The following is an 11,557-nucleotide window of genomic DNA, read 5'->3' as shown; positions in this document are numbered from 1 at the left end:
TAGTTTTTTTGATCAACCGTTGGATGCCATGGAGAGACTCGACATCTTCATTTGTACAAAATGAGATGGCTAACCCCTCGGCTCCGGCACGGGCGGTACGACCAATACGGTGAACGTATGATTCGGGTTCATCAGGCATGTCGAAATTCACGACAAGGGTGATCCCCTTGACATCGATACCACGGGCAGCGACATCAGTAGCGACCAATGTTTTATAAAATCCTGAGCGGAATCCATCCAGTGCATTTTTACGGGCAGCCTGGGTTTTATTCCCGTGGATAGCCGTACTACGGAATCCCGCTTTGGCGAGAGTCTCCGAGAGGCGGTTTGCCCCGTGTTTGGTTTGATTAAAAACCAGTGTCAGGCCTTGGGCATTGTTTTTCATGAGCTCAGTCAAAAGCGCGAGTTTATCGGCTTTTTGAATGAAACAAACACGTTGGTCGATTTTCTCGGCTGTGGTGAATTGCGGAGTGATCGTGACATGCACCGGATCGGTGAGCATGGATTTGGACAATTCAACAATTTCACGGGACAGTGTCGCCGAGAAAAAGAGGGATTGGCGTTTCTGGGGCAGCTCGGCCACAATCCGCTTGATGTCATTGACAAAACCCATGTCGAGCATGCGGTCAGCCTCATCAAGTACAAAGATTTCGATTTCGTTGAGCTTAATATACCCTTGGTCTTCGAGGTCAAGCAAACGTCCGGGGGTGGCGATCAGGATATCGACACCGCGTTGCATGTCTCGGACTTGACCGTATTGGGAGACTCCCCCGTAAACACAAGTCAGGCGCAGTTTCATGAATTTCCCATAAGCGACAAAACTATCCGCTATCTGGTGGGCTAACTCACGGGTGGGTGAGAGGATTAAGGCTCGGGGCGCACAAGGGGTCGCACGGCGTGAACCGGCGGCGGCCAGGCGTTGTAGGATCGGCAATGCAAAGGCGGCTGTTTTGCCTGTCCCTGTCTGGGCACTACCTAAAAGATCCTTGCCTTCGAGAAGATGGGGAATCGCTTGCTCCTGAATAGGTGAAGCATGTGTGTAATTTTTGACTTTAAGGGCCTTTTGAAGCGGCTCAACGAGCTGCATCTCCGCAAAAGGCATTCCTGTCATGGCCGGAGCCTCAGGAGTTTTTTCTACAGGGGCTGTGTCCATAGGTGTGACTTGGGCATTATTCGTGTGTGTTTCCATAGTATTACTTTCCGTCAGGCAAAAGTCGGCCACTCTAAAGGGCGCATTTGATATCGCGCTTCGCTAAGGGGCATCCTCCAGCACTGAACATTTTTTTTTAATGGCTCTGAATTATTTAAGGCCATGTTCGATGAGAATATTGTTTATGCCCTGACTTAAAGTTCTCACCGTAACTTAAAAAAATAAGGGAGGATAATTATGCAAACCAAACTTAGAACGTAAGATGGACTATCCTTAATTGCGGGGTCTTTCTACCTGATGAGTCTGGAATTAGCAAATTAATTCTTCAGTTTTTTTCAGGACTGTCGGGTAAAGGTTACCCTCAACACGATTTCTGTCACCCAAGTCTTGGATGCGGTAACAGGTGAAAAAAAGGATAATAATGAGGGATCAAGCGTGGAAAGATTCGTTATTCAGTGGATACCGATTATTTTAATAAACCATGCATCCGATTGATTAAATCTCAGTAACCAACCACCCAATCCCGATAGCAACCAAAAAAGTACAGGAATTCTTCCTTGCTGAATTTATTTTGAAGCGCAAAATGGTGCCCATGAGTATTGTCCTGCTTATTCGCACGATCAGCCAATACTCCGATAAGGATGACGATATCAATGTCCGACATCATCATCATCATGATAATAGGGGTTCGGCAGTTTGTCTTAAGAAACTCTCGACTGGGATAATCAAAATAAAATAAGGGATTAAATTTTATATGGACGCGATCATCTGGTTTATTTTTTGGGTCATGATTTTAGCAGGTATATTAGGAGTCGTACTTCCAGCCCTACCGGGATTTGCCCTGATCATGGCAGCCTTGGTACTTCATAAGATATTCATGCCGGATTATTTTAGTGGATGGCTGATCAGCGCAGCGGTATTTGTCTTTATCTTGATTCTAGTTATCGACTATCTGTCTGTGATGGGGGCCGCCAAAATCACCGGTTCCGGCCGCTGGGGCGTTGGTGGGGCAGGAGTGGGAATGACTGTGGGATTTTTCTACGGATTCATGGGGGTCATTATCGGCAGTTTTATCGGGGCTTTCGCAGGGGAAAAAATCTTTGCAAAAAAAGAGTGGTGGCATTCCCTGAAATCGGGTGTTGGGGCCGCAGCGGGATTCCTCTTAGCTGTCATTTGTAAGATGTTCCTCACATTGGGAATCGTTTTCTGGATCGTGGTCGAGTGCCTGCGCAATTCCCTCTAGACGGGGAGATTCTGCGCGGCATGATAAGCCGCAAGACAGTCACGTAAGGATTCAAAACGGCGTTCCTCACCAAAAACATCATTGAGTCCGAGTTGTTCCATGTCTTTTTTTGCGCTCCTGCTCAGGTGGACAAAAACCATGCGGATCCCTTGCCTTTTCATATCATCATCGAGCTCCCTGATCATCCCCCCTGACGTATAATCTATCGCACTGATCGCTCCTGCATCCACCACCACCCATTTTAATCCAGGGGAGAACTTTTTGACTAAATGCCGCGCCTTCGTCGCAAACCGGTCGGAGTTCGCATAAAAGAGGGACGAGCCAAACCAGTAAACAGCGAGTCCCTCCTCCGCCATTTCTCCCGTGTCGAAGTGGTGCATGATCCAATGTCCGTCAGGAGTCTTTCCCTCGATCGATGTGGAGGGATGATAACTGTGCCTGACGTGCTGGAGTAATGACAGGATCAAGGCGATCAGGATGCCATTTTCCACTCCGAAAAGAACAACCGAAAGTGCTGTAATCAGTGCCAAACGCCATTCATGCCGCGATTTCCTCCAGAGGTCACGGAAACCAGCGACATCCACAAGGCGGATCGCGATGGTAAAAACAATCGCCCCGAGCACACAAACTGGAAGGAACTGGAGGGGACCAGTCAGAAAGAGTAGGACAAATAAAACAACACAGGCTGTCGATAAGTGAGCCAACTGGCTACTCCCCCCGGAAGTTTCCACCATGGCTGTCTGGGTAGGACTGCCATTGACCACAAATGTGCCGCTCAAAGCCGCAGCGCCATTAGCCGCTGATAACCCGAGCAAATCACGATTTTCATCGACGTGCTGGTGGTGTTTGGTCCCGTAAGCACGGGCGGTCAGGGAGCTTTGCGCGACGATCATGATAAAACACGACATGGCCACTGGTAGGAGATTCATGATCATGTTTTTTTCAAATGCTGGTAATACCGGATGGGGGAAATCTCCGCTGACCGGGCCAATGACCTCCATTCCATATTGGGAAAAGCCAAATACATAACTCAGGATGACAGCCGCAATCACCGCCATTAAAGCACCGGGGAAACGGGGAAACTTTTTCTGGAGGTATACAACGGCGATAATAATCGACAAGGACAACCCAGCTGTAGGTAAATGGGTGCGGTCAAGGTTGACAATGACTTCAAAAAGCTGGTGGACTGGATTATTACCCACGACATTGATTTTGAGCATAGTATTCAGCACAGCGATGCCCACTTGGAATCCCACACCCGTTAAAAAGCCGATCAATACAGTCCTTGAGAGGAAATCCGCCAAGAAACCAAGGTTCAAAATTCGCGCCAAGAGGAGCATGCCCGCTGTGAGCAGTGCGACCATCCCTGCCAACCCCACATACTCTGGACTGCCCATTACAGCCAATCCTGCGAGCCCGCCAGCCAGGATCGCGGCTGTTGCGGAGTCTGATGCCACGACCAAATAACGGGATGAACCTAATACAGCAAAGACGACAAGCGGCAGTAAAAGCGTGTAAAGGCCTGTGATCACAGGCATACCCGCTATCTTGGCATACCCCATTGCTTGGGGAATATTCATTGCCGCCAATGAAAGGCCCGCTACGAGATTAGCAATAAGTTGTGACCGGTCCAAAGGTAAGAGCCCCCTGAAAAAGAGGGGATGTTTCAAATGCTTATGTTTGAAGAACGATGTAAATGCCATTATTATTCAACCCATTGTCTGGCCAAGGATTATTCCTCACGGGTTTGACTTTTGCACTCTTTTTATAGAGCAAATTATTTTCACCACTTCGATTCATCCCAAGATGAACCATTCTGGTGAGGATCAAGTGTGAATATTAAATTTGCTTGCCGGAACACTTCTTAATCGCATAAAATCCTCACTGCTAAACAATTCAGCCGATGTAGCTCAGTGGTAGAGCAACGCTTTCGTAATTCCAAAAGGGCACTTTTTCTCATTTCATCCCCACTCATCTAATCTCATCAAATACCTATGGATAAAGGAGATTAAGCATTTTTCATGTTTTCCTGAGTCATCCTGAAAATGCTCATTTTTGGGCATAGGGTTACTTAATCGGGTTACTTATTTTTTTCCGGCGGCCTACGCCGAGTCACATTTCTGATTACATCCGACTTTCCTGAATGGCGGTTTATGCGCGCACATGATACGTTCTCGCCCCTGCAATCGTCTGAGAGTGCGATTTTCCTTTCCGCTCCGTTCCTACTTGTCCGCCTTGGCGGTTTATCCCCTAGGGGGCAGTGCCCCCTGCGGAATCGCTACCCCTATTAATGTCCGTTAATCTAATTTGTCCGACGGCCTACGCCGTATCACGCTATAACATCTTCATGGATCATGATGTTTTTGTGTCAGTAGAATTAATGAGTTTAGTGTGGAGCATTTCGTTTTTCTTGATCATCTGTTGGAGTTCTTTGCTCCTTCGTTGTGCTAAAAGTGTGATTTGTTGACCTAAACGGTTTTCTGAAATCTATTGATTCACTCTTCGTAGGACATTTATAGTTAATAATTATTTCATTCATGATATAAGCCCAGCTTTTTCCATATTTCTTGCGTAGGCCTTCATATCGTGTAATCCCTAGTGTTAAGGCCACCCCAATCAGATTCTTTCGATATTGTCGTGTCTTCTCGTTGTTAAAGGTAAAGCCCATCTTGTGACTTCTCCATCCTTTGGAGTAACGGGTGAACCTTGCCCCTTTGGGAATGCGCTCACGCATATACTGGGATTTATTTAGATACTTAGTGAGATACTTCGAAACGGCCTCTTTGGATTTTTCCAAGGGGGTGAGTTGATGGATTTTTCCGAAAGAATATTTTTCCAATGCGCTGAGCAATTTGTTCCAATAAGATTTGAGGTATTGATTTTTGCAGTAACCCTTTTTCTTTGCCTTGAATTTTTGAAAGTCAAACCCTTGCCGGATATTCCGAGGACAGGCCACGATTAAATGAAAGTGCGGTGCTCCTCGTTTTTGAAGCTCTACCACCCCCATGTATGCGATAAATATTTTCCTTAAGACATGCGTGGAGATACTATTAAAACGCCGCGACGACTCTTTCCAGTCTGGACAATCCGCAAAGGTCAAAGTTAATAATCCACACTTTTCATAACCAAATTTCTGAATGAAAGTCTTCACATTTTCCTCAAAGACGAATTGCGACTTATTCAGATAAGCCACGGTGAAGTCATGCTTTTTCTGATGACTCGAGCCGACTTGTTCATTGGTTGAATTGTTACCCTCTTGACAAGGAAGCAACACGGGTGCGCCTCCGGCGCACACCGTTGTTGCGATCTCATGTTCAAGCTTGATCGTGATTTTAGTCATGACTCACCTCCCCCGTTGTCTCGGAGAGAAAGCGTGTCAGCTCGATCATGGCATAAAGCGGCCTTCTCGTAGCTCTGGAGGGGTGCAGGAGCCTCCGCTTGGTCAGACGGTCTATTGTTGCAGGACTAACGCCCAGTACCTCTGCCGCCTCTACGCGAGTGACAGCCAGCCTGAGCCCGACTTGATTTTTGTTTGCTTGTATTTGCATGAGACGACTCTCTCATTCTTTTGAAAATGAAAAAATGGACGCAGTGCAGGTGTCTCATGTCCTATTTTTCGGACGTCCACGCTTGCGAAGAACTATTCCATGCCGTTTGCAAAATCTTTGGAAACTCTCGTAAGGGTAATTGTATAATTTATTACTTTTTACAATCTTATATAATGCAGACACACTAGGAAGATTTTGGATCTTCCACCAATGTATCGTTAGATAGGAAATTAGATAAAAATTGGGACTAGTTCCGATGTATTGACCATGAGAATTTATCGCCTTGCTAAGGCCTTCTGCATAACCTTTTTGGAAGTTTGTGAAAAAAGAAGGCTCTTTTTTAGTTGTTTCTGACATAAAATTCCCCAAAAAAGAAAGGGTTTCTTTTGCGTTTGACTGTATTTCTTTCATTGTCTTTGTATTGAAAGATGGATGATTTTTATAGGTCAGCTTGTTTAGGGTAACACTGGCAATGCGATAGAGAATGCCTATAGTTATGCCACCATAATAGGCATCAATATCTGTAGGCTTTTTGTTTTCATCCAACAATTTGTCTAGGTCGAAGTCTTTATCTCTCGATCCACCCTTCATAATATTCTGAAGTTCTCGTTGGTAAGCTGAAAACAATTCAGGTGGAATTTTTTCTTGATCTCTTAATATTTCAGAGGGAACCGATTTTAAACCCGATTCGGTGAAGTTGTCCCATAAGCTTAATAATTTTTCACCGTCTTTTATAAGATTCATATATTTATTTCTTTATACTGTTAAGCCTGAAAGGTCATGCGTTGCGCCATGGCAAAGCTGTGTTCGCTCCGTAAATGCCCGTATGTCTTGGCGACAAGGATTCCTCCATCCTTATGTCCGAGCCAGCCAGCAATCACTTTAAAGTCTATCCCTGCTTCAATCGCATTCGAGCAAAAAAAGTGTCTCATGGAATGATGGGTAAAGTTTGGATATTCCAAATTCTTGCAAGCCGAGGCCAAAGCTTTTTTCGCGGAATTAATTTTTATGATTGTCATTTTTTCTGTGCCTTCTGGGATACGTTCTTTTAATCCCATCAAAAACTTTGAGAGATTTGGAAATAAAGGAATGGTTCTTGCCTCATGGTTTTTTGTGCCGAGTTCCCCACCCGTAACCACCAAGCTCTTACTTGAAAAATTTACATCCTTCCAAAGCACTTCCCTCGCCTCCCCTAGCCTCATCCCGCTATAGGCGAGGAATTCCACAAGATCGACGGCATCCGAGCATTTAGGTGTTAACCGCAAAAGCTCAATCATCTTGTGAAACTGTTGCCTTGAAGGAATCTCAATTTCAGCTTTTGGCTCCTTCACCCTTTTTACCCGCTGCATAGGATTTTCCAGTAGGATTCGGAGGTCATTGATGGCGTAGTCAAAAATCCTTCTCAAAGTCTCTTTTTCAAAATTATAAGACCTTGCCGAGAGTTCTTCGGCACGTTTGATTTGCCATTTTTCAACATCGCTCTGGTTGATCGACCGGACGGGTCTGCCTTTGAAGAATCTTTCTACCTGTTTGACGATTCCGCACCGCCTTTGATAAGAGGAAGGTTTCAGGTTGTTTTTGATCAGTTCGAGCCATCTTTTGGCTAGTTCCTCAAAAAGTAACCCTTTTAAGTCACCCGTTAACCTCTCTGCTTTCGCCCTGAACTCCGCCAAACGCCTTTTAGCGAGCTTTTCATCCTCGGTTCTCAGGGATCGTTTAATTTGCTTGCCTGAAGCCTTAACAATCGCATAATAATTACCGTTGCCATTACGATAGAGGCATTCAGCTACCCTTGTAAGCTCTTGGGATTGCATGAATCTATCATAGGGTTACTTAAACGGGTTACAAGCATGAATTTTACTAGTTTCAAATACATTGTAAGTTATTTAAAATAAACACTTTAGCCGATGTAGCTCAGTGGTAGAGCAACGCTTTCGTAAAGCGTGGGTCGTCGGTTCGATCCCGACCATCGGCTCCAGATATACTATCTGCCCAACAAGATATCCATAATCACTGTTTATAAAAACAGGTTTTGTTTTATGGTTGATCGCGTTTCGGAGTGGAGTGAATTAAGGGTTACTCACTTATTATCCTGATTAAAATCATAATTTCCTTCTATCAAACTGAATTTTTCTATAACCCTATCTCTACCATGAAGTCCCGGAACCAAGATCATGAACTACTCAAAGAAATCGTGCTCGAAGTCGAGTCTGTCTATGATGACGTGGGCAAATTGCGCATCGAACGGAATTGCACGGGGACCGCGGAATGTTGTCATTTTAATCTCACCGGGCGTACGCCTTACCTGACCAAGGGTGAAGCGGTGGTTGCAGCCCGCGCTTGGAAGGCTTCCGGGCGCAAATTGCTGCCGGAAAAGCCGGATGGATCATGTCCCTTCCTGAATCCCGCACAAAAGTGTATGATTTATGAAAGTCGCCCATTTGGATGTCGTACCCATTTTTGTCACGCCGCTGGGGGACCTTACGCACGTAAAGACGTGATCGATCTCATCCGTAGGCTCGAAAAAATAGACCAAAGCCTCGGCGGCAAAGGAGCCCTTCCCCTTGCGACAGCGGTCACTGACTCAGGCATTCTCTAGCTGCTATCTATTTTTCTGGAAAAATGGGACGTTTACCCGCATTCTTGCCCCGTTGTGAAACGCTTACTCTTGCCTACCATTATCCTTTTCTTACTGTCCCTCCTCCCAGTATCACATGTAGTTTCCAGTGACCTTAATGGTTTTGCCCCCGATCCCGAAACGTAAGCTCAATGTCGGGGTCATCCGGATGCCACCTTATGCCATGCAGACGGGTAATGCCCAATGGACGGGTATTGGCCCCGAAATCTGGCGTGAAATCGCCCGTAAACTCAATATCTACTATGATTTCAAGGAAATGACCCTCACCGAGGCTTTGCAAGCTCTCCATGACGGCAAAATTGATTTTCTCGCGACTCCGATCAGTGTCGTTTTTGAACGTGAAAAATACTACGATTTTACGATCCCTATCTTTACAACAGGATTAGCCATCGCGCGCCCCAAACTCCCCAAGACCCATATCTGGAGGAATGCCATCCACCTCTTTTTCCGCTGGCAAGTCCTCGAAATCGTCGGCCTCTTGGTATTCATCCTCTTTGTCCTAGGCACAATTGTCTATTTTCTCGAACACAAACATAATCCCGAATATTTCGGCAAAGGCCTCATCCAAGGAATCGGCGCGGGAGCCTATTGGGTCGGGGCGGTCCTGACCTCGGGCGTCTGTATCGGTATTGCTATCAAATCCCTACCGGGACGGATCATCGCCCTGCTTTGGATGTTTATCAGTGTAGTAGCCATTTCCACCCTGACAGCCTCCACGGCCAGTATCCTGACAAATCAAAAACTTACCAACACCGAGATCCGCCTGGAAACATACCGTAAACTCAAAATCGGCGCAATCAAAGGCGGTGTGTCTGAGGAATACCTGCAAGCATTTAACCTGAAAGTCATCGGATACGATAGTCCACGTGCAGGGCTCCATGACATTGTCGATGGTAAAATCAGTGCCTTTGTCGGTGACGACCTGATTTTGAATTATATTTTGAAACGCGACAATCTCGAAGCCGACATTGATCTGACACCCGCCAAAAATTACAAAACTGAAATCGCCTTTGCCCTGCCATTAAATAGTCCGTTACGTAAAACGATTTACCTTGCCCTCCTGGAAATCCTTTCAGAACCCTCTTGGCGTGACTTAAAAGAAAAATTCATCGAATCTCTCAATAACCAGCAGGACAAGGCCCCGTCACGGCGGCCACACAGGAATTCTTCACCCGGAAGCTAATCATCTCAAACCTCGATATGTGGTCAGACGTATTCATCCCATTCATTTAAAAAGACTTTTATCGAATCTTTCATTCTTGCAGACTTTTCATAATTACCGCAAAGTCAGGATTCACTTGTGAAAAAAATTGCAATCATAGGCGGTGGACCCGCCGGTTTACGTGCAGCTGAGATTCTTTCCGGCATACCCGGAATCGAAGTGCATCTTTTTGATGCGAAAGCTTCGGTAGGCCGTAAATTCCTGGTCGCTGGTCGTGGAGGCCTTAATCTCACCCATTCCGAAGCCCCGGAGCAATTTGTCTCCCGCTACAGTGGCCCGGCTGATCTATGGGGAAATATCCTTGATGGATTTAGTGCGAGCAATTTGCGCGAGTGGGCAAAATCCCTCGGACACGATACTTATATAGGCACCAGTGGCCGTATCTTTCCGAAAAGCGAATATGCCGCCGGCCTTCTGAGGGCTTGGGTCAAGAGGCTGCATGAGCAAAATGTTCATTTTCATATGAGCCATAGCCTAAGGGATATGACACAGAGCTCTACTCAGTGGACACTGGTTTTTCAGACTGCACACGATCAGGAGGCTAGCTACACATTCGATGCCGTCTGCCTCGCCCTCGGGGGAGCTTCATGGCCACAAACGGGGTCTGACGGCAAGTGGGATACACTCCTTACTGGTAAAGGAATAAAGCTCACACCCTTCACCGCAGCAAATTGCGGTTGGGAAGTCGATTGGACCAAAGAAATACTCCCCCATATCGAGGGAGTCCCGTTAAAAAATATCAGGGTCATTGTCGGGCATCACCAAGTCTCCGGTGAGCTCGTGGTCACACGTTACGGAATCGAAGGAGGCCCCCTGTATGCCTTAGGGCGTTACCTGCGGGTCATGAAGCAGCCTGCGATTAATATCGACTGGAAACCCACCGTGAACGAAAAAGCCCTCACGGGCAAGCTTGGTGCCGTCAAAAATCAAGATGAGATTTTCGACCGTGCTGCAAAAGCTTGGAATCTCAGCATCCCTTGCCGCCACCTCATGGAAAGGGCTGGGGCCCGCAAACTCACGGTTCACCAGCTTGTTAACCTCCTCAAAAATTACCGCCTCATCCTCAAAGGTCCACGCCCGATTGATGAAGCCATCTCGACGGCGGGGGGCATTCGCTGGGAGGAGCTCACCCCGGCATTGATGTTACGCAAATTGCCCGGTGTATTCGCCGCCGGAGAGATGATCGACTGGGAAGCTCCCACCGGTGGTTATTTGCTCCAGGGCTCTTTCGCCACAGGCACTTACGCCGCAAAATCGATGATGACTTACCTTGGTATTCACTAAGACCCTCAGGGCTATTGATGCAAAATCTTTGTACCTGTGTGTCTCCCGGATAAAACATAAAATTGAAAAAAACAGGGTTTAGGGTATGTTTACTATCGATCACTGAGAGTATGACCTAGGAAAAATCATGCTAAACTCGATATTACTCATAGATGATGATAAGATTTTAACCAAAATCTATTCGATCAAACTCATGGAACTAGGATTCACTGTCCGAGTCGCCATGGATGGTCAAACAGCATTAAGTATGATCGATGAGCTCACTCCGGACGCAATCATCCTCGACATCATGCTTCCTGATATGAATGGCATGGATATCCTGGAGTATCTTCGTAAATATACGTTCACAAGCCAAATGCCTGTCCTGATGTTTTCAGCCTCTTGTTCCGAGGAGCTCGAATGCCAAGCCCTTAACCTCGGGGCCACCTGTATTCTGGATAAATCTGTGATGACTCCGCGCATCCTCGGGGAC

13 protein-coding genes and 1 tRNA gene are annotated in these 11,557 nt (G+C 46.4%); 6 read left to right on the top strand and 8 right to left on the bottom strand.

The window, feature by feature from the left end; translation table 11 throughout:
* Together SGI98_11350 and SGI98_11345 are read right to left on the bottom strand one after the other, a co-directional pair.
* Positions 1 to 1,189, bottom strand: a 1,189-nt coding sequence (locus tag SGI98_11350) for a DEAD/DEAH box helicase (protein MDZ4743998.1), incomplete at its 3' end; no start/stop codon positions are given.
* 463 nt (positions 1,190 to 1,652) lie between these two features.
* Positions 1,653 to 1,826 (bottom strand): hypothetical protein, encoded by a 174-nt coding sequence (locus tag SGI98_11345; protein MDZ4743997.1) that lies wholly within the window; start codon positions 1,824 to 1,826, stop codon positions 1,653 to 1,655.
* Between the two features lie 78 nt (positions 1,827 to 1,904).
* Between SGI98_11345 and SGI98_11340 the strand changes: the two genes are divergently transcribed.
* Positions 1,905 to 2,393, top strand: a complete 489-nt coding sequence (locus tag SGI98_11340) for a DUF456 domain-containing protein (GenBank protein ID MDZ4743996.1) — start codon at positions 1,905 to 1,907, stop codon at positions 2,391 to 2,393.
* Here the strand turns inward: SGI98_11340 and SGI98_11335 are convergent.
* The 6 genes from SGI98_11335 to SGI98_11310 form a co-directional block, all read right to left on the bottom strand.
* Entirely contained in the window at positions 2,390 to 4,027 is a 1,638-nt protein-coding gene (locus SGI98_11335) for a SulP family inorganic anion transporter (GenBank protein MDZ4743995.1), read from the bottom strand. The two genes, SGI98_11340 and SGI98_11335, sit on opposite strands and share 4 nt — an antisense overlap.
* Before the next feature lie 40 nt (positions 4,028 to 4,067).
* On the bottom strand, positions 4,068 to 4,193 hold the full coding sequence (locus SGI98_11330; protein ID MDZ4743994.1) for a hypothetical protein: 126 nt from the start codon (positions 4,191 to 4,193) through the stop codon (positions 4,068 to 4,070).
* 586 nt (positions 4,194 to 4,779) lie between these two features.
* Entirely contained in the window at positions 4,780 to 5,733 is a 954-nt protein-coding gene (locus SGI98_11325; protein ID MDZ4743993.1) for a hypothetical protein, read from the bottom strand.
* Positions 5,726 to 5,941 (bottom strand): hypothetical protein, encoded by a 216-nt coding sequence (locus SGI98_11320; GenBank protein MDZ4743992.1) that lies wholly within the window; start codon positions 5,939 to 5,941, stop codon positions 5,726 to 5,728. The genes SGI98_11325 and SGI98_11320 overlap by 8 nt, the downstream gene beginning before the upstream one ends.
* Positions 5,942 to 5,995: 54 nt before the next feature.
* Entirely contained in the window at positions 5,996 to 6,685 is a 690-nt protein-coding gene (locus SGI98_11315; protein MDZ4743991.1) for a hypothetical protein, read from the bottom strand.
* Between the two features lie 20 nt (positions 6,686 to 6,705).
* The gene (locus tag SGI98_11310; GenBank protein ID MDZ4743990.1) at positions 6,706 to 7,755 is read right to left on the bottom strand and encodes a tyrosine-type recombinase/integrase; all 1,050 of its coding nucleotides are present in this window, start codon (positions 7,753 to 7,755) and stop codon (positions 6,706 to 6,708) included.
* An 89-nt stretch (positions 7,756 to 7,844) separates the two neighbouring features.
* Between SGI98_11310 and SGI98_11305 the strand changes: the two genes are divergently transcribed.
* The 5 genes from SGI98_11305 to SGI98_11285 form a co-directional block, all read left to right on the top strand.
* Positions 7,845 to 7,919 (top strand) — tRNA-Thr (locus tag SGI98_11305).
* A 174-nt stretch (positions 7,920 to 8,093) separates the two neighbouring features.
* The gene (locus SGI98_11300) at positions 8,094 to 8,540 is read left to right on the top strand and encodes a YkgJ family cysteine cluster protein (protein MDZ4743989.1); all 447 of its coding nucleotides are present in this window, start codon (positions 8,094 to 8,096) and stop codon (positions 8,538 to 8,540) included.
* A 136-nt stretch (positions 8,541 to 8,676) separates the two neighbouring features.
* Positions 8,677 to 9,762 carry a transporter substrate-binding domain-containing protein gene (locus tag SGI98_11295; GenBank protein MDZ4743988.1) on the top strand — a complete coding sequence of 362 codons (1,086 nt, stop codon included), beginning with the start codon at positions 8,677 to 8,679 and terminating at the stop codon, positions 9,760 to 9,762.
* A gap of 117 nt (positions 9,763 to 9,879) precedes the next feature.
* The gene (locus tag SGI98_11290) at positions 9,880 to 11,085 is read left to right on the top strand and encodes a TIGR03862 family flavoprotein (GenBank protein ID MDZ4743987.1); all 1,206 of its coding nucleotides are present in this window, start codon (positions 9,880 to 9,882) and stop codon (positions 11,083 to 11,085) included.
* A gap of 127 nt (positions 11,086 to 11,212) precedes the next feature.
* The coding region (locus SGI98_11285) for a response regulator (protein ID MDZ4743986.1) at positions 11,213 to 11,557 on the top strand (345 nt) is incomplete at its 3' end.

The sequence above is a fragment of the Verrucomicrobiota bacterium genome (genome assembly GCA_034440155.1).
Classification (GTDB): Bacteria; Verrucomicrobiota; Verrucomicrobiia; order JAWXBN01; family JAWXBN01; genus JAWXBN01.
Note: the sequence above shows the minus strand (reverse complement) of the source record. Positions and strands in the feature narration are given on the sequence as shown.